The sequence below is a fragment of the Exiguobacterium abrahamii genome, from assembly GCF_015645365.1.
GTDB classification, from domain to species: Bacteria; Bacillota; Bacilli; order Exiguobacteriales; family Exiguobacteriaceae; genus Exiguobacterium_A; species Exiguobacterium_A abrahamii.
The window spans coordinates 1,769,323-1,787,563 of the sequence record NZ_JADOYC010000001.1 but is presented as its reverse complement, the minus strand read 5'-3'; the positions used below and the strand labels follow the sequence as shown (position 1 = coordinate 1,787,563).

General features: G+C 47.9%; 14 protein-coding genes and 1 other annotated feature. Of the genes, 13 read left to right on the top strand and 1 reads right to left on the bottom strand.

The window, feature by feature from the left end; all coding sequences use genetic code 11:
- Positions 1-101 precede the first annotated feature (101 nt).
- The 3 genes from ITJ88_RS09260 to ITJ88_RS09250 all read left to right on the top strand — a co-directional run bounded on the left by ITJ88_RS09260 (position 102) and on the right by ITJ88_RS09250 (position 4,671).
- A complete protein-coding gene (locus ITJ88_RS09260; protein ID WP_195865449.1) occupies positions 102-2,141 on the top strand; it encodes an ATP-binding protein in 2,040 nt (679 codons plus the stop codon).
- Between the two features lie 240 nt (positions 2,142-2,381).
- Positions 2,382-4,211 (top strand): anaerobic ribonucleoside triphosphate reductase, encoded by a 1,830-nt coding sequence (locus ITJ88_RS09255; RefSeq protein WP_195865448.1) that lies wholly within the window; start codon positions 2,382-2,384, stop codon positions 4,209-4,211.
- Entirely contained in the window at positions 4,183-4,671 is a 489-nt protein-coding gene (locus tag ITJ88_RS09250; protein ID WP_195865447.1) for a 4Fe-4S single cluster domain-containing protein, read from the top strand. Before ITJ88_RS09255 ends, ITJ88_RS09250 begins: the two co-directional genes overlap by 29 nt.
- 20 nt (positions 4,672-4,691) lie before the next feature.
- Here ITJ88_RS09250 and ITJ88_RS09245 read toward each other — a convergent pair whose 3' ends face one another.
- On the bottom strand, positions 4,692-6,164 hold the full coding sequence (locus tag ITJ88_RS09245; protein WP_029341214.1) for a DHA2 family efflux MFS transporter permease subunit: 1,473 nt from the start codon (positions 6,162-6,164) through the stop codon (positions 4,692-4,694).
- A gap of 169 nt (positions 6,165-6,333) precedes the next feature.
- On the opposite strand from ITJ88_RS09245, the gene ITJ88_RS09240 reads away from it, so the two are divergent.
- The 10 genes from ITJ88_RS09240 (at position 6,334) to ITJ88_RS09195 (ending at position 18,199) form a co-directional block, all read left to right on the top strand.
- A complete protein-coding gene (locus tag ITJ88_RS09240) occupies positions 6,334-7,242 on the top strand; it encodes a TetR/AcrR family transcriptional regulator (RefSeq protein WP_035398167.1) in 909 nt (302 codons plus the stop codon).
- Positions 7,243-7,314: 72 nt separating this feature from the next.
- Positions 7,315-8,757 (top strand): SulP family inorganic anion transporter, encoded by a 1,443-nt coding sequence (locus ITJ88_RS09235; RefSeq protein ID WP_195865446.1) that lies wholly within the window; start codon positions 7,315-7,317, stop codon positions 8,755-8,757.
- 201 nt (positions 8,758-8,958) lie between these two features.
- Positions 8,959-9,411 (top strand): hypothetical protein, encoded by a 453-nt coding sequence (locus ITJ88_RS09230; protein ID WP_195865445.1) that lies wholly within the window; start codon positions 8,959-8,961, stop codon positions 9,409-9,411.
- 241 nt (positions 9,412-9,652) lie between these two features.
- Positions 9,653-10,477: a fumarylacetoacetate hydrolase family protein gene (locus ITJ88_RS09225; RefSeq protein ID WP_195865444.1), complete on the top strand. Its 825-nt coding sequence runs from the start codon at positions 9,653-9,655 to the stop codon at positions 10,475-10,477.
- Positions 10,478-10,764: 287 nt separating this feature from the next.
- Positions 10,765-11,511 (top strand): DeoR/GlpR family DNA-binding transcription regulator, encoded by a 747-nt coding sequence (locus tag ITJ88_RS09220; RefSeq protein WP_023467728.1) that lies wholly within the window; start codon positions 10,765-10,767, stop codon positions 11,509-11,511.
- Entirely contained in the window at positions 11,508-12,428 is a 921-nt protein-coding gene (gene pfkB, locus ITJ88_RS09215; RefSeq protein ID WP_195865443.1) for a 1-phosphofructokinase, read from the top strand. The genes ITJ88_RS09220 and pfkB overlap by 4 nt, the downstream gene beginning before the upstream one ends.
- Positions 12,429-12,445: 17 nt before the next feature.
- Positions 12,446-14,380, top strand: coding sequence for a PTS fructose transporter subunit IIABC (locus ITJ88_RS09210; RefSeq protein WP_195865442.1), 1,935 nt, complete (start codon positions 12,446-12,448; stop codon positions 14,378-14,380).
- 105 nt (positions 14,381-14,485) lie between these two features.
- Positions 14,486-15,631 (top strand): FUSC family protein, encoded by a 1,146-nt coding sequence (locus ITJ88_RS09205; RefSeq protein ID WP_195865441.1) that lies wholly within the window; start codon positions 14,486-14,488, stop codon positions 15,629-15,631.
- A gap of 70 nt (positions 15,632-15,701) precedes the next feature.
- Positions 15,702-15,906, top strand: a binding site (T-box leader).
- A 60-nt stretch (positions 15,907-15,966) separates the two neighbouring features.
- The gene (locus tag ITJ88_RS09200) at positions 15,967-17,616 is read left to right on the top strand and encodes an aromatic amino acid hydroxylase (RefSeq protein ID WP_195865440.1); all 1,650 of its coding nucleotides are present in this window, start codon (positions 15,967-15,969) and stop codon (positions 17,614-17,616) included.
- A gap of 61 nt (positions 17,617-17,677) precedes the next feature.
- A complete protein-coding gene (locus ITJ88_RS09195) occupies positions 17,678-18,199 on the top strand; it encodes a pyrophosphohydrolase domain-containing protein (protein WP_195865439.1) in 522 nt (173 codons plus the stop codon).
- Positions 18,200-18,241: the final 42 nt, after the last annotated feature.

The window sequence follows — 18,241 nt, the reverse complement described above, 5'->3', positions numbered from 1 at the left end:
AGGGTTCAAGAAAGAGGTTTCCGGGAATCATTAGATGATAATAGATGAGGAGGAAACAATCTTGAACGAAGGGCAACTTATTGCTAGGAGGATTTATGAACATGAAACACTGGATGACTGAGAAATTAGGCAGACAGTTGATGGCGATTTTTTATAGTGTCTTTGCACTAAGTGTCATCACATCGGTTGCCAGTTATTTATACGTGGATAATGCAGACGGTCGGACGAAGGAGCAAGTACTTGACCAGTTACAAAAGACACAATGGTTCTGGTTCTTGAACTTGATGATTTTTTTATTTTGTCTATTGTTCATCGTCCGTCCCTTAATTCATCGGGTGACGTCACAACTCCGCGAATTGAACGTCAAGAGTCGCCGCCTTGCAGAAGGCAAGTCGATTTCGCTCGAACATGATGTCGACAGCCATAATGAAGTCGGTCAATTGACGGCATCGTTTTACCAGATGGCACGGTCGATCTCATCACAACATGCGGAATTGTCAACAAAGAATCAAGAAATGGAACACAATCAGGAAGTATTGAAGCAAAAACAAAATGAGCTTGAGCGTGCTCTTGAAGTGACGCGGACGAATGAACTTCATTTACAGGATCGGAATGAACTGATCGAAACGCTTGCTTCAAAGGAGAGTTTATTCGATTACTCGTCTGTCATCAGTACGATCGTCCGGTTGACGAAAACAGAGTTCGGGGCATTGTTATTGATTAAGAATAATGAAATCGCGCAAGTCGTTCCAAAAGAAATGACAGAAGAACAACAAGAGAGTCTGAAGACGGAGTCGTTACTACTAAAGCGCGTCATGATCTCAAAGGAAACCGCACATTCCTCAAAAAAGGTTGCGAACGACGATCTGATCAAGTATCCGTATCACGTCTATGAAGGTGTCATTCCGATCATGGATCCGGCAAAAGAAGAATTGATTGCCTGTCTCTATCTAGCACGGTTTGACGCACCATTCAATCAAAAGGATTTAGCGGAACTGGAATCGTTCTCGAAACAGATTGCGATCTCATTGATGCGCATGTCACTCTACGAACAGATGGAATACGAACGAAAAGAGACGGCACAACTGCTGAATTCCGTTCGGGAAGCGATTCTCTACATCAAACACGAAGAGAAGACGATCTTAGGAAATCAGGCATTATTTGATATCTTCCAGTCGTTACAAGTCGAAGAAGACAACGATTCGATGACCTTCCTCGAAGTCCGACCGGAAACGATGTTCGAGCAGATGGATCAGAAGGAAGCGTTTGAAGCGTACTTTGAAGAAGTCTTATCGGGTGAGATTCCGGAGGGCATGTTCTCCTTGTCGATCGACCAAGGGGAGTACTTCATTCAAGTCTATGCCGAAGCCATCGCGCACGGAGGACATTCAAAAGGAACGATTCTTGTCTTCCGTGACGTCACGGCTGAGACAGAAGTCGACCGCGTGAAGTCGGAACTCGTCTCGACGGTCTCGCATGAACTCAGGACACCACTCTCTTCGATTTATGGCTTTACGGAGCTCATGTTGAAACGGGATTTGGATCCTGAGCGGAACAAGCGATACTTGCAGACGATTCATGATGAATCGAAACGTCTGACTGATCTCGTCAGCGACTTCTTGAACGTCCAGCGGATGGAGTCAGGAAAGCAAGAGTACGACAAACAAATCTTTGACCTGAAGGAAATCGTCAAGGAACAAATTCAGTTTTATCAAGCAGCGACGGAGCAACACAGTCTGCAGCTTGATTTGAATGATGAACAGGACTTCATGGTCGAGGCAGATGCGAACAGCATGAAACAGTTACTCGGTAATCTCTTGAATAACGCGGTGAAGTACTCACCGGACGGCGGGGATGTCGTCGTGACGATGACCCACCAGCATAATCAAATCGAACTCAGCGTTCGCGATTTCGGGATCGGGATTCCGAGTCATTCGATGCCGCATCTATTCAGTAAGTTTTACCGGGTCGACAATTCAGACAGCCGAAAGATTGGCGGGACGGGACTTGGATTATCGATCTGTAAGGAAATCGTTCGCGCACATGATGGCAATATCGAAGTCGAATCGATCCTTGGAGAAGGAACGGTCTTCCGGGTCAAATTGCCGAGTGCGACAGACGCGTTACTCGAAGCAGAATGAAGAGACGAAGAAGAGGTGATATCATGCGCCTCTTCTTTTTTGTCGTGCCTCGTGTGAGATTCGTCCAAATTCCTGCGATTGGCTAAAACGAGTAAGATGCAGACATTTGAACGATAAATCGAACAGATTGATGACAGAACGACTGAAACAGTTGAAAAAATCGTAAGTTGTGCAGGGATTGCGAACGTTTCTGAACTCTCGCTATAGTGATTACAAAAAAACGTGGGAGGAAGAAGAATCATGGAGAGCTTAGAAGCGTTACTCACACCACCGCAAGATATCGAACAAGAGAATGCAAACATTGATGGCAAAACACCACTAGCGAAATTACAGCGGATTGCTGGGGAAGCAGCGCGGCAGATGATGCGACAACATCTTGAAGCGGATGTCTTGCAGGCGCTTGACGACAACATCTTGTATATCCACGACGCCGATTATTACGTGACCGGGACGACGACTTGTGCCCAGATTCCGCTCGGTCAGCTACTCTCAAACGGATTTCAGACGACACACGGTTCAATCCGACCGGCGCAAGACATCCGTTCGGCCCTTGCTCTTGCAGCAATCATCGTCCAGGCGAATCAAAACATGCAGCATGGCGGACAAGCCTTTGCGACCTTTGACGATGATCTAGCACCATTCGTCGAAAAGACCTACCAACGCGAATGGACCAAACTACATGACCTTGTACCGCATTGGAAGCGACGCAAGCGGGAACGGCGCGCGTGGCAGGAGACGTATGAAAAGACGTTTCAGGCATGTGAAGCGTTCATCCATAATACGAATTCAATGCATTCACGCGGAGGGGGACAAGTGCCGTTTTTATCCGTCAATTATGGAACGAATACGACGCAGACAGGGCGACTTTTCCAGCGCGCCTTACTGACAGCGACGGAACGCGGGTTAGGAAGAGGGGAGACGCCGATCTTTCCGATTCAAATCTTTAAAGTCAAACAAGGCGTCAACCTGTCACCGACAGACCCGAATTACGATTTGTTTCAGCTTGCCACCCGCGTGACAGGAAAACGACTGTTTCCGAACTTTGCGTTTCTTGATGCACCATTCAACCGTCAGGAACAACCAGGGGGAGCCGAGGTCGCGTACATGGGATGCCGGACCCGTGTGTTTGAAGATCGTGGAGATATCCCGTCCGTTACAGGGCGAGGGAACTTATCGTTTACGAGCATCAATCTCGTCCGTTTGGCGCTTCAATGTCAAACCGTCGATCAAATGTTCGAAGCGGTCCAAGAGACGACAAGACTTGCATGCAGGCAACTCATCGCGCGTTATGAGTTCCAGGCAAGCCAAACAGCTGACGCGTTTCCATTTTTATATCAGCATGTCTGGAAAGACGGTGAGACGCTAAAAAGTACGGATCCTGTGGGTCCGGTCCTCAAGCACGGGACGTTAGCGGTCGGGTTCATCGGTCTCGCGGAATGTTTGACCGTTTTGACAGGGAGTCATCATGGGTATTCCGAACTGGCGCACCGGATTGGTCTTGCATTGATTCAAGCGATGCGAACGGTCGTCGACAACTATGGTGAGATGACGGGATTAAACTTTAGTTTGCTGGCAACTCCAGCTGAAGGGTTGTCGGGTAAGTTCACACGTCGTGATGCCAGTGACTTCGGTGAAATCAAAGGAGTGACCGATCAGCCGTATTACACGAATTCCTTTCATATCCCTGTCGACGCGCCCGTGACGATCCGTGAGAAGATTCAACTCGAAGCTCCGTTTCATGCATTATGTAATGGTGGACATATCACCTATGTTGAGACAGATGGCGCCCTTGCCGGAAATCCGCAAGCGATTGAAGACATCGTTCGTTTAATGGCGGAAGCTGGAATCGGCTATGGATCAATCAATCATCCTGTCGATCGTTGTCTTGATTGCCGAACGGAGCAGACGATTGAGGATCAGTGTCCGGTTTGCGGGAGTAAGTCGATCGAACGGATTCGACGCATCACCGGATATCTCGTTGGTACGCTGGACCGCTGGAATGAAGCGAAACGGACTGAAGAGCAGAATCGGGTGAAGCACGATGCTACGCGTTCTTTCCCTTCTTCCTGACTCCGTCGTCGACGGTCCCGGTCTGCGAACGGTTCTGTTTCTTGCCGGTTGCCCACATCACTGTATCGGCTGTCATAATCCATCCTCCTGGGACCCGACAGGTGGAGTGGAGTGGACGATTGAAGAAACAGTAGAACGGATTCAGGGAATCGGAAATCGTCGTTTGACATTGTCCGGCGGGGAGCCGATGCTTCAAGCAACAGCACTGGTGCAACTACTTGAACGACTTGGACCAGACTATGACGTCATTTTATATACGGGCTATGAACTAGAGGAAATCTTACGACGTCGACGCTGGCATCCACTAATACTGCGACTAGAAGGACTCATCGATGGTCCGTTCATCCTGTCGAAACTCGACCGAACGACACGTTTTCGGGGCAGCACGAATCAACGAATTTATGATCGACAGCAGTTGCAAAAAAGAGTGTTACACAAAAACAAAAACTCCCCCGTCTGAATAGACAGGGGAGAAGCAAATCATGCATATTTTTGTTCTTGATCGACGGATTCGACGACTGCAAGTGTCGTCGTCCGTCGTTTTTTGATGAAGAACGATAAAATCAATGCCGCGAGTGCAAGTAACGTCGCGATGAAGAACGTATCATTGATTCCTTCGATCATCGCCTGCATCTGCAACCATTCCGGATTAGCGGCTTCAGGTTGTGAAGCGAGTTCCGGAACGTGGTGTTTCGTCCGCGACGTCATGATCGTTACGAGCAGACCTGAACCAATCGCACCCGATACTTGTGACAACGTATTGTTCAATGCCGTACCGTGGGGCGTCAAGTGTTGCGGAATATGGTTCAATCCGTTCGTCATGACGGGCATCATGACCATCGAGATTCCAAGGAAACGTAGCGTATACATGATGACAAGGAACGCGTATGACGTATCCGCAGCGAGCTGACTGAACGAGAACGTCGTTAAGACCGTCAGTGATAAGCCGATGATGGCAAGAATCCGGGCACCGAATCGGTCAAACAGACGACCCGTGATCGGTGACATGATCGCCATGACGATCGCACCCGGTAACATCAAAAGACCAGAGTGGAACGGTGAGATACCGCGAATCGTTTGGATGTAGATCGGCATCAAGATCATTGCGGAGAACATCGACATGTTCAAGACCATCGAAATTCCTTGCGATAAGGCGAACATCGGATAACGGAAAATCCCGAACTCAAGCATCGGTTCTTCGAGCATGAATTGACGTATAATGAAGGAAGTCAGACTGATCACACCGATGATCAATGATCCGATGACCGTCCAAGATCCCCATCCGGCAGAACCAGCGGAACTAAATCCATACAACAAACCACCGAAACCAAAGCTTGAGAGAACGAGTGAGAACAAATCGAGTTTGAGTGTGCTACGAACTGTCTCTTTCTTCAATAAGAAGGCACCCGTGAAGAGCACGAGCAATGCAATCGGTGTGACGAGATGGAACAACATCCGCCATTCATAGTGTTCAAGAATCCAGCCGGACAATGTAGGTCCGATAGCTGGGGCGAATGTGATGACAAGTCCGAAGATCCCCATTGCTTGTCCGCGTTTCTCGATTGGGAAACCGGTCAAAAGAACGTTCATTAATAGTGGCATCATGATCGCAGAACCTGACGCCTGCATCATCCGCGCACCGAGTAGAAGCGGGAAGACGTGTGCTTGTCCAGCGATGATCGTACCGAGTGAGAACAGCGTCATCGCCGTCAAGAACAGTTGACGTGTCGAAAACTTCTGGACAAGGAAGGCCGACGTCGGAATCATGATTCCGTTGACGAGCATATAGCCCGTCGTCAACCACTGGGCGGTGCTTGCCTGAATACCGAAGGATCCCATGATCGACGGTAAGGCGATATTAAGTAACGTTGAGTTCAGGACCGCAACGAACGCACCTGCCATAAGGACAGTTAAAATTAAATAAAGTCGTGATGATTGCTTGCTTGATTGCATTTCGTTATGCTCCTTTTGTACTGTGAGTCTAAAATGTTAGACTTGAATTCTATGACTAACCTGGCTATCTTACCAGGCTAAGTCGAATGAATTCAAATTATTTGCTTCATACACTAAAATAAGTGATTGTTAAACCATTGCAATCATTTGAACAGAAAAGGACAAGACCATGAATCCAAAAAAGAAACAACTTCTAGATGCTGCCTATCAGCTATTCGTCGAAAAAGGATATCAATCGACATCCATCCAGGACATTCTTGAGCACAGTAACGTTTCCAAAGGAACGTTCTATAACTACTTCTCCTCTAAAAATGAATTATTCATCGATGTATTCAATACCGTCTTTGAGAAGATGCGGACGGCGCGCAAGGAAATTCTCGTCGGACGAGATGTCTCGGATTATGAGACGTTCATCCAGCAAGGGAACTGTTACTTGGAACTGATGCAAAAATATAAATTGTATACGTTGTTCGAAGAGGCGATTGCTTCAAATGAAAAAGAACTGAAGACGTTCATGGAGAATAACCGTCTTCTCGAGATCGAATGGACGTTTGAACGATTACGTGATTTATTCGGTCAGACGAAAGAACCATATCTTCTAGATTTAGCGGTCATTTATACAGGGATGTTGCAATATGCGATGTACTTCTTCCGCCAATCCGAACCGAACACGCAGCCGGAACGGGTCGTCCGTTACGTATTCAATCGATTGACGCATCTCGTCGAAGACGTCAGTCGGACTGAAGAACAGTTGATTCCGCCGCGTTTCCTATCCGTTTGGCTCGATCGTCCACAAGATGAAGTCGTCATTCGGAAGGATTTGTTCGAGAAGACGAGTGCGCATATGAAACGCTTGATTACTCTGTCATCGATTTCCGATGAATCGAAGGAAGCCCATGAAGAGGTGCTTGATTTCATCTATGAAGAACTACTCGAACGGAAGAAACCGAAAATTCATCTTCTGCGGCGTGCACTCGAGACGATGGACGAAGATCCGGTCTTTGCGGGGCAGGAAATTATGGCGACCTATAAAGCAATGGTCGATGAGATTGCCCGTGTGCGAACCAAAACTTCCTAAAAGGGTTGCTTTTTGAAACTAAGGCGATTACACTGAGACCATTCATGTTAGAAAAGGGGTCTCAATCATCATATGTTTACTCAATGGAAAAAAGAGTGGTTCCTGCAACCAAAAGCGGATTTGCTGTCCGGGATCGTTGTTGCCTTGGCACTCGTTCCGGAAGCAATCGCGTTTTCGCTGATCGCTGGCGTTAACCCAATGGTCGGGTTATACGCTTCCGTCATCATTGCGATCGTCATCTCGATTGCCGGCGGTCGTCCCGGAATGATTTCAGCTGCGACCGGTGCAATGGCACTCGTCGTCGTCCAGCTCGTCAAAGACCATGGTGTCGATTATTTGCTAGCTGCCGGTATCCTTGCCGGAATTCTACAAATCGCGTTCGGCTTTTTAGGAATTGCTAAGTTATTACGATTCATTCCTCGATCCGTCATGGTCGGATTCGTCAATGCTTTAGCGATTTTGATTTTCTCGGCACAACTACCGCAGTTCGAAGGACAGAACTGGATCATGTACGCGATGGTTGCCGCATCACTCGCCATCATCTTGTTATTCCCACGCGTGACGAAAGCAATCCCGGCACCACTCGTTGCGATCACGATCATGACAGTGTTGACGGTCGTCTTCTCACTCGATACACGAGTCATCGGGGATATGGGACAAATCGAAGCGGCGTTACCAAGCTTCTTCTTGCCGGATGTTCCGTTTTCGCTTGAGACGCTGCAAATCATCTTCCCGTATGCTTTGTCACTTGCATTCGTCGGTTTGATCGAATCGTTGCTGACGGCACGAATCGTTGATGAGATGACGGATACGACGTCAAACAAAGCGATGGAATCACGCGGACAAGGGATTGCGAACATCATCGCGGGTATGTTCGGTGGCATGCCGGGTTGTGCGATGATCGGTCAATCGGTCATCAATGTCACGTCTGGTGGGCGTGGTCGCTTGTCGACGTTGACAGCGGGTGTGTTTTTAATGCTGTTGATGTTTACGATGAATGATCTATTGATGACGATTCCGATGGGAGCACTCGTCGGTGTTATGTTCTTCGTCTCGTATGCGACGTTTGACTGGGGCTCATTTAAGATGCTCAAGACGTCACCGAAGAGTGATTCTGCTGTCATGCTCGCAACCGTTCTCGTCACCGTATTGACGAACGATTTATCAATGGGTGTTCTTGTCGGGATCTTGCTTGCTGCGTTATTATTCGCGTCTAAAATTTCTCGTATTCAAGTCGAGCGCAAGGAGCAAACAGATCGAGTCCGTTATACGATTCGTGGACCGTTGTTCTTCGCATCGACGACAGCATTTGCAGAACAGTTCCAGCTCGAGGCTGATCCATCGTCTGTCATCACGCTTGATTTCTCAGCGTGTCACTTGTTTGATGATTCTGCTATCGAAGCGATTGAAAACGTCGTCTTGAAATACGAACGACTTGGAAAAAAAGTCGAACTCGTTGGATTGAATGAAGAGTCGCAGGCTCTTGTTGATCGACTAGCTCAGCGGATTGCGTAACGAATTTTATAAAAGGGGTGGCATTCCTAGGTACATTGGGAATGCCACCTCTTTCTATTGTCTCGACGAGTCATTTACGCACTATGTATCCAACAATTGTATGATGTGATAAGGTGTAAGCTATTAAAAAAGAAAGTTATTATGAACTAACGTTAAAAACTTTAATTCAACTCACTTTAATAAGTAAACGAGGTTCACTAAATGAAAAATTACCATTTGAATAGAATACTCAATTTAAAGACAGTCGAAGCATATTTTTTGAGAGATGGTTATTTAACACCACCTATGTATTGCCTAATACTCATTGACTATCAACGTCCTAGCACTATTGACGATTTTCCTTATTTAAAAAATATTGATGGAATCTCGGAAGACGACTTTGGATATGATAATTTTATAAAAGCAATCATTATTTCACCTGAGGAAGTTACTCAAGAAACGTATGATGAATTATGTACCGTGGCAGGTGGTTTTTTAGAGGATAAAGAAGAGTGTCGATGGAATTTGGATATTGAAGTTATTGATGATTTTAAACATAAAAATAATTTGGATGACATTTTTCCTTTACTCCAAAATGTATTAGAAAAATACAACCGTCCTATAAACATTCATCATATTCCTATAGAAAAATTTAGCTTCTTATCACAAGAATAAATGAAGTATGATGTTTTAACATTCAAACCTATTACTCGTCCGATATGATTTATAAGATATCTACATGATCTTCAACTGTTGAAACGAACTAAAAGTCAAAGAATGACTGAATACCTGTATGAATTATGTTTTATCACTAAAAATAATAGTAAAACGATTTCAGGATTCAACATGTGCTATAGAGGATAAGTGCGACGTGCTTTCAGTTTCGCTATACTAAAAACAAAAGGGGGCAGTTAAGATGAAATGGTTTCGATTTGAGCAAGAAGGAAAAGTAGGGATCGGGGTTGAACGGGATGGCTCTACATATGATGTGACGGCACAAGTCTATACGGATTCATTGCTTGAAGTGATTTCACGTGAGTTCGATGTTGATCTTGATTTAGATATCGCGCCACTACTTAAAAGAGATGTTCGAAAACTGGCACCGTATGTTCCGGCACGAAACGTCATCTGTGTCGGCAAGAACTACGCCGATCACATCAAGGAGATGGATACGGCGGGAGCGGGGAAATTCGTCTTGTTCACGAAAGCACCGACATCAATCGTTAGTCCGTTTGAACCAATCGAGCGGCATGCGGATTTGACGCAGCAACTCGATTATGAAGGAGAACTCGCCATCATCATCGGCACGACGGGGCGTGATCTGACACCTGAGAATGCACTTGATCACGTATTTGGTTATAGCATCGTCAATGACGTGACAGCGCGGGATCTGCAAAAAGAACACGTCCAGTTCTTCCGTGGCAAATCACTCGATGGGTTCTGTCCGTTCGGACCGGTCATCGTCTCGGCGGACAGCTTTGATCCGCGTGACGTCCTCGTCGAGACGCGTGTGAACGGGGAACTCCGTCAATCGGGATCAACTGCCTTGATGTTGCGTGATGTCGTAACGATTTTAGTTGAAGTGTCACGCGGGATGACGCTTGAAGCAGGGGACATCATTGCGACAGGCACTCCAGCTGGTGTGGGGCACGGTATGAAACCACCGGTCTATCTTCAGGCAGGGGATGTCGTTGAAGTATCGATTGAAGGAATCGGTCGCTTACAAAATGAAGTCCAGTGAACGAAGATGACTGAAATGACCGATTTTCATTCACCGCTTTCCAAATTACTTTGGAAAGTGGTTTTTTATTTTGTGAAAGTCATCAAAAATTTAAAAAATGATTGATTATAACCAACAAAACAGTCATCAAATGACCGTTTTTGATGTATAATGAAACTATAAGAACGGTTTAATGTCGAAAAAAGTCGTATTTTGAACGTTTCATAAAGAATTTATATAAAATTTGAACGTTTTTGATTGATTTTTAGATGTAAACGCTTTATATTAAAGATGCGGAGGGAAACCTTATGTTAACCAAAAAACGCCATCAACTCATCCTTGAGCTTTTAGCCCGAGAAGAAGTCGTCAAGATGCAAAAGATCGTCGAACAAACCGGTGCGAGTGAATCCACGATTCGTCGGGATTTATCACAACTCGAGACAGCAGGTCATCTGCGTCGGGTGCACGGGGGCGCAACAGCGAACCATTTGCAAATTGAAGAACCGAGTTATTTCGAGAAGAGTGATCAACACGTCGAAGAGAAGGAACGGATTGCGCGAGCGGCTGCCGACCTGATTGAAGACGGGATGTATGTCTATCTCGATGCTGGAACGACGACGCTTGCCATCGTTCCGTATCTCGAAGAGAAGGCGATTACGGTCGTAACGAACAGTCTTCCTCTAGCGAACACGTTACTCTATCACCGTATCCCGACGTTCGTCGTCGGAGGGCAACTCAAGCATTCAACGCAGGCACTCGTCGGTTACAACGCACGTGAAGGAATGTTGATTTACCATTTTGATGTCGCTTTCCTTGGGATGAACGGTGTTCATCCGGCACAAGGCTTCACGACACCAGATCCGGAAGAGGCACTCGTAAAGAAGACAGCGATCGAATTAGCAAAACAATCGTATGTACTCGTCGATGAGACGAAGCTGGATGCAATCAGTTTCAGTCGGGTGGCGTCCTTGCAAGCGGCGACGATCATCACGACGACATCCAGTGAGCAAGAAGCGAAATACAGTCAATACACAGAGGTGGTGAACGCGAAATGATTTATACACTGACACTCAATCCATCAATCGACTATTATGTCACGTTACCGGTATTTGAGGCAGGACAAGTCAATCGTGTCGAACAGGCGGAAAAAGTGGCCGGAGGGAAAGGGATCAACGTCTCTCTCGTCCTAAAAAACTATGAGGTGGAAACACAAGCACTCGGATTCCTTGGAGGAAGTACCGGACAATTCATCCGGACGGAACTCGAGAAACGAGGCGTGTTGACGGACTTCACACCGATTCAAGATGAGACGCGGATCAACGTAAAGATTCGTGCCGATCAAGAATCCGAGCTGAATGCAGCGGGACCGAAGATTCAACCGGAAGAGCTGGAGCATTTATTATCCCGATTCAAGACGATGCAAGCCGGTGACATCGTCGTCTTCGCAGGTAGTATCCCAAGCAGTCTGCCGCATGATCTCTATCGTCATATCGCGACGATCCTGAATGAACGGAACGTCCGCTTCGCAGTCGATACGACGAAGGAAGCGATGCTTGAAGTCTTACCGCTCGGTCCATTTTTAATCAAGCCGAATCACCATGAACTCGGTGAAATCTTCGACGTCGAAATTACGTCGAAGGAGATGGCCGTTCCATACGCCCAACAGCTCGTCGAGCGTGGTGCCGAGAACGTCGTCATCTCATTTGCAGGAGACGGAGCACTGCTCGTCAATCGTCAAGGTGCCTATACGGCAAACACACCGGCAGGGAAGCTCGTCAATTCCGTCGGTGCCGGAGATTCGCTCGTCGCTGGATTCGTCGCCAGCCACGCGCTCGGTAAATCACCAGAAGAAGCGTTCCGCTATGCGGTGACGACTGGTAGCGCGTCTGCTTATTCCTTTGGCCTTTGTACGAAGGAAGATATCGATCGTCTCATCAAAGACGTCAACGTCGTTGAACTCATTCAATCCTAAAAGGAGTGTGACTACTCATGAAAATTACTGATCTCTTGACACGTGATACGATTCAGCTCGATTTACAAGCATCATCTAAAGCCGCTGTCATCGACGAACTCGTCAACGTCCTCGATCGGGCAGGAAAACTGAACGATCGCTCGGCATATAAAGAAGCGATTCTCGCACGGGAAGCGCAAAGCACGACAGGTTTAGGGGAAGGCATTGCCATCCCGCACGCAAAAACAGCAGCAGTCAAAACACCAGCGATCGCTTTTGGTCGTTCGGCAGGTGTTGACTACGAAGCACTCGACGGTCAACCAAGTCGGTTGTTCTTCATGATCGCTGCGGGTGAGAACGCAGATAATGCGCATCTTGAAACACTTTCGAAACTATCCGTTTATCTGATGGATATGAACTTCCGCGATACGATCCTTGCGGCTAAAACAAAAGACGAAGTCATCGCAGCAATCGAAGCGAAGGAACGTGAAGAAGAAGGTCCAGTTGACGTCTCAAGCGACAACGTTGACCAAGACGCACCGTATATCCTTGCTGTCACAGCTTGTCCGACAGGGATTGCACACACGTATATGGCGGCTGATGCCCTTCGTCAAAAAGCAGAAGAGATGGGTGTCCGCATCAAAGTCGAGACGAACGGATCGACAGGCGTCAAGAACGGTTTGACACAACAAGACATCAACGATGCGACAGCGATCATCGTCGCTGCGGATAAAGCGGTTGAGATGGATCGCTTCAACGGGAAACACGTCGTTGAAGTACCGGTCGCACAAGGAATTCGTAAACCACAAGAATTAATTAACCGTGCCGTCAAGCAAGACGCACCTGTGTACAAAGCGAGCGGTTCAAGCGAAAGTTCAAAACCAGCTCGTGGTGGATTCTACAAACACTTGATGAGTGGGGTATCCGCGATGTTGCCACTCGTCGTCGCTGGTGGTCTCTTGATCGCGATCAGCTTCTTCTGGGGCATCAACTCCGCAAACCCGGATGATCCATCGTACAATGAATTTGCTGCACAATTGATGACGATCGGGAAAGCCGCATTCGGTCTCTTGATTCCGATCCTCGCTGGATTCATCGCGATGTCGATCGCTGATAAACCAGGTCTTGCTCCTGGTCTGATCGCTGGTTTCCTTGCAAGCAACGGTAGCGCTGGTTTCCTTGGCGGATTGATTGCCGGTTTCCTTGCTGGTTACGTCGTTCTTCTGCTCGTCAAAGTCTTCAAAGGTCTTCCGGCAGCACTTGAAGGAATCAAACCAGTCTTGCTTTATCCATTGTTTGGTTCATTCATCACAGGGATGATCATGTTACTCGTCATCAATGAGCCGATTGCACAATTCATGAAATGGCTCACGGATTCATTGAACGGACTCAGTGGCGGGAACGCAATCCTCCTCGGTATGCTCGTCGCAGGTATGATGGCAATCGACATGGGTGGTCCAATCAACAAAACAGCATATGTTTTCGGTACAGCTGCTCTTACAGCAGGTAACACAGAAGTCATGGCAGCCGTCATGGCAGGTGGGATGGTTCCACCACTCATCGTGGCTTTCTCATCAACATTGTTCGCACGTAAGAAATTCACACCGCAAGAACGTGAAGCAGGTATCGCTGCTTACGCAATGGGTGCATCGTTCGTCACAGAAGGTGCGATTCCATTTGCAGCAGCCGATCCACTCCGCGTCATTCCGTCAAGCGTCATCGGTTCAGCGATCGCTGGTGCGTTGACGATCGTCTTCGGCGTCTTGCTCCCAGCACCACACGGCGGTATCTTCGTCTTCCCGTTACTTGATGGTCCATCAGGTACGGTCATGGCAATCGTCGGTTACGCGGGTGCGATCCTCATCGGTTCACTCGTCGGTGCGGCAATCCTATCCTTCCTCAAAAAACCGCTTGTTGACCAATCGGTCGCGAAAGCGGAAATGACAGAAGGAACCGGTACGAAAGCATCATAATTCATCTAAATCCTCTCCGTTTTCAAGCGGAGGGGATTTTTTGTTGAATTTTGACGGCTAACGGTGAAGAATAGAGGGCATACTGAATAAGAAGGAGGGATGGACATGGGTGGACAATCCTTACAAATCGGACCACGGACCATCAAGACAGGTCTTGCGGTCATCTTGGCGCTGTTGATCAGTAATCTGTTCAACCTCAGCCCGATCCTGCCTGCAATCTCGGCAGCGACGACACTCCTGCCTTCGGTCTATCAGACATGGAAACAATTTCTCGAGGAAGCAGAGGCTAACTTGATTGGTGCCTTTTTGACGTTACTTGCACTTTGGATTTTAGGGGATAATCCAGCTAATCCGCTCGCGATCGGAATCGTCATCATGGCAGCAATCTCGATTTTGCTAGCCTTTGGTTTCGGGCGGACGATTCCACACGTTGTCTTGATGATCATCGTCATTCTCGAAAGTGTGGCGACAGCGACCGAACCGCTTTGGCAAGTCGTCTTGATCCGTTACTTGCTCGTCATGCTCGGGATCGGCTGTGCGCTCGGCATCAACGCATTGATCTTCCCGCCGCGCTATGGCAATGTCTACTATCAAAAAGCGACGAAACTCTTCGAAAAGCTGCTCGTCGTCACGCGAGCGATTGCCTTCGAAGGAAAAGTTGCTCCATATCGGGCAGCGATTGATAAAATGTCAAATTCGATCCTTGAGACACAAAACTTGTTCAACCTACACAAGGAAGAGATTCGAGGAACGCGTCAGAAGCACGCCTCGCTCTTACGGAACCTGTTGATTCTCAAACATATGCAATCGTGCCTCGAACGTGGTGTTGCGACGGCAGAGCGCTTCAGAGAGCGAGAGAAGGCCCTTGACTCGATTGCGGACGATCTTCGGAGTGAACTGTTTTATCATTTGATGCATATCGCCCAGCGCCAGGAGAAGGTCTTGCTGACATATGATCTCTTGTTGACGGAAGAACCACTCGCGATGGAGGATCTCGTCAAAGAGAACATCGCCTTCGTTAAGCACTCTTTCCTTGACCGCGACGAACTCGAGGAAGAAGTCATCATGGAAATCTTACCGATCGTTGTCTCGATGAACGAGTGGATCCAAGAGCTTGAAGCATTCGAAAAACGGCTCAACGGTGCGCTTCGTCGTCATATCACATCACTGACGATCGAACAAAAGTCAGTCCGTGATAAAACATTTAATCGATTTAAACGTAAAAAAGCCATTGACGAAAGTAAAAAGTAAGCGTATAGTCCTCCTTAACGATACTTTACTTGCTAAAAGCATAACAGTATAACAGCATAACAGAACGAAAGATTAAGCGATGATGAAACCGAAGTAAAGACCATCTCCCTGTTTCAGAGAGCACGTGGCGCTGCGAACGTGTACACAGATGGTATTGAATTACAGTTTCTGAGCTTCTTGCGTAAGCGAGCGGAGCACACCGTTATCCCAATCATGAGTGACTCAGTCGATGACTGGGTAATCAGGGTGGTACCGCGGCTTTCGTCGCCCCTGTCGAACAATATGTTCGGCAGGGGCTTTTTTGTTATCTCACATTCATTCAAGGGGGAACTCATATGTCTACACCAATCATTCCAAGTCATCTACGTCCACACGTCGCACCACAGCACTACGAAGACTACACACCAACGGATCATGCCGTTTGGAGATACGTCATGCGACTGAATTTAAATACATTACAAGATACAGCACATCCGGCATACCTCGAAGGGCTTGCTGCATCGGGTATCAGCCCGGAACGGATTCCGGACGTGCGTGAGATGACAGCGAATCTAAGCCGTGGAGGCTGGGGAACAGTCGCTGTTGATGGTCTCATTCCTGGTGTCGCATTCTTCGATTTCCAAGGGCACGGTCTCTTGCCGATCGCGACTGACATCCGGAAGGTCGATAACATTCTTTACACACCAGCGCCAGATATCTTGCATGAAGCAGCAGGGCACGCGCCAATCTTGATGAATCCGGTCTACGCGGAATTCGTTCGACGCTTCGGTGAGATCGGGGCACATGCCTTTAACCATAAAGCCGAGCATGATGTATTCAAGGCACTAAAGAAATTGACGATCGTCAAAGAGAGCCCGTTCTCGACGCCGGCCGACATCGAGCAAGCTGAAGTTGAACTCGCGGAGACACGGACACACGTCAAAGGGATTTCGGAAGCGAACGAAATCTCACGTCTGTTCTGGTGGACGGTTGAATTCGGTCTGATTGGTGATATCGACAACCCACAAATCTACGGTGCAGGTCTTCTATCATCCGTCGGTGAAAGTCGCCACTGTTTGACGGACGCGGTCGTTAAACATCCATTCTCGCTTGAGAAAGCACTTGCGACGAAACATGACGTGACGAGCATGCAAAAAGAACTCTTCGTTTGTGAATCGTTCGAACAGCTCCGCGATGCTCTCGAAGAATTCGCACAGTCGATGTCGTACATCCGCGGTGGTATCCACGGACTGACGAAAGCGGTCGAATCAGGTAACCTATCGACGCTCGTCTTCGACAGTGGTCTCTCGCTCGTCGGTGTTCCTGAAACGCAAGAGATTCACGATTCGCTGCATCTCGTCAAACTAACAGGTCCGACAGCGCTTGCTGCGAACGGTGAAGTGTTGACAGGTCAAGGACTGGCAGATCATCCGGAAGGCTTTACACTCCTTCACGGTAAGGAATTGAACGAAGTATTGATGCAAGTCAAAGTCGGTGAACGTCTCGACTGGGCGGAAGGAAATGTTCATGTCACAGGGGAGATCACAGCGATTCAAAACGTCAATGGAAACCGGGCGCTCGTCGTCTTAGATGCAGCGACGCTCTCGAACGACGGGAAAACGATGACGATGGACCGGATGGAATTGATCGTCGGTGACATCACGTCAGCATTCCCGGGAACGGAAGTTGAAGCACTGAAGCCGATTCCGGAAACGGTCGAGTTCGAACGAATCGAACGTCCGTTGACAGCGGCTGATCCGATCTTCGAAGTCGTCCGCGAGATTCGCGAAGGTCGTGCCGGTCGGGAACGGTTACCGCAACTGATCGACCAGACACTCGTCCAGTTACCGGACGCCTGGTTACTCCGTCTTGAATTACTCGAGTTAGCGGATGAAGTCGATCAACCACGTCTGATTGCAGATCTCGAGCGCTTAAAAGCAACGTCTGAGCAGCGAGATGAATTGATCACACGTGGAATGGCCTTACTCGACGTCGTTCATCAATGAGTCGAACTCCGGTTCTGAACCTGTTAGAATGGAGACATTCGGTAAAAGGGGATGATCGGTTATGACAAATTATTATCAAGACGTAAAGGAATTCCACCGTGTGTTTTCACACCCTGGCGCAACGACGCCAACACCTATGACGGTCGATCGTGGGATCAAACGCTCGACCTGGACGGCGGAAGAAGCGGTCGTTGAGTTTCTGCATCAATCAGCGACGAGTGAAGCAGAATTTCTCGAAGCGATCGAACGTTTCAAGTCAGGGCTTGATACAGCGGTCGAAAAATCGCTCCAGATGAAACAACCTGAAACAGATGTCGAACGGCTCGTCGGACAAGGGGATGCCTTGACAGACGCCCTCTACTTCATCATGGGAAGCTTCGTTGAGATCGGGCTTGATCCGGCTCCATTGTTCGAGATCGTCCAGCATGCGAACATGGCGAAGCTTGGACCGGACGGAAAACCAATCTTCCGGGAATCGGACCAAAAGGTCATGAAACCTGAAGGCTGGCAACCACCGGAACCACAACTGGAAGCAGAAGTACGTCGGCAAATCGCTGTAGCTTCGAGTACGTCGAAAGCGTGATTCATGACGATAAAAAGAGAGGGATGACTGGTCTGCGAACCG

Excerpts from the sequence above, each read along its gene's own strand:
- ITJ88_RS09195 (WP_195865439.1), top strand. The coding sequence starts at position 17,678 with ATGACAAATTATTATCAAGACGTAAAGGAATTCCACCGTGTGTTTTCA.
- ITJ88_RS09240 (WP_035398167.1), top strand. The coding sequence starts at position 6,334 with ATGAATCCAAAAAAGAAACAACTTCTAGATGCTGCCTATCAGCTATTC.
- ITJ88_RS09210 (WP_195865442.1), top strand. The coding sequence starts at position 12,446 with ATGAAAATTACTGATCTCTTGACACGTGATACGATTCAGCTCGATTTA.
- ITJ88_RS09200 (WP_195865440.1), top strand. The coding sequence starts at position 15,967 with ATGTCTACACCAATCATTCCAAGTCATCTACGTCCACACGTCGCACCA.
- ITJ88_RS09245 (WP_029341214.1), bottom strand. The coding sequence starts at position 6,164 with ATGCAATCAAGCAAGCAATCATCACGACTTTATTTAATTTTAACTGTC.
- ITJ88_RS09255 (WP_195865448.1), top strand. The coding sequence starts at position 2,382 with ATGGAGAGCTTAGAAGCGTTACTCACACCACCGCAAGATATCGAACAA.
- ITJ88_RS09250 (WP_195865447.1), top strand. The coding sequence starts at position 4,183 with ATGCTACGCGTTCTTTCCCTTCTTCCTGACTCCGTCGTCGACGGTCCC.
- pfkB (WP_195865443.1), top strand. The coding sequence starts at position 11,508 with ATGATTTATACACTGACACTCAATCCATCAATCGACTATTATGTCACG.
- ITJ88_RS09260 (WP_195865449.1), top strand. The coding sequence starts at position 102 with ATGAAACACTGGATGACTGAGAAATTAGGCAGACAGTTGATGGCGATT.
- ITJ88_RS09225 (WP_195865444.1), top strand. The coding sequence starts at position 9,653 with ATGAAATGGTTTCGATTTGAGCAAGAAGGAAAAGTAGGGATCGGGGTT.
- ITJ88_RS09220 (WP_023467728.1), top strand. The coding sequence starts at position 10,765 with ATGTTAACCAAAAAACGCCATCAACTCATCCTTGAGCTTTTAGCCCGA.
- ITJ88_RS09230 (WP_195865445.1), top strand. The coding sequence starts at position 8,959 with ATGAAAAATTACCATTTGAATAGAATACTCAATTTAAAGACAGTCGAA.
- ITJ88_RS09235 (WP_195865446.1), top strand. The coding sequence starts at position 7,315 with ATGTTTACTCAATGGAAAAAAGAGTGGTTCCTGCAACCAAAAGCGGAT.
- ITJ88_RS09205 (WP_195865441.1), top strand. The coding sequence starts at position 14,486 with ATGGGTGGACAATCCTTACAAATCGGACCACGGACCATCAAGACAGGT.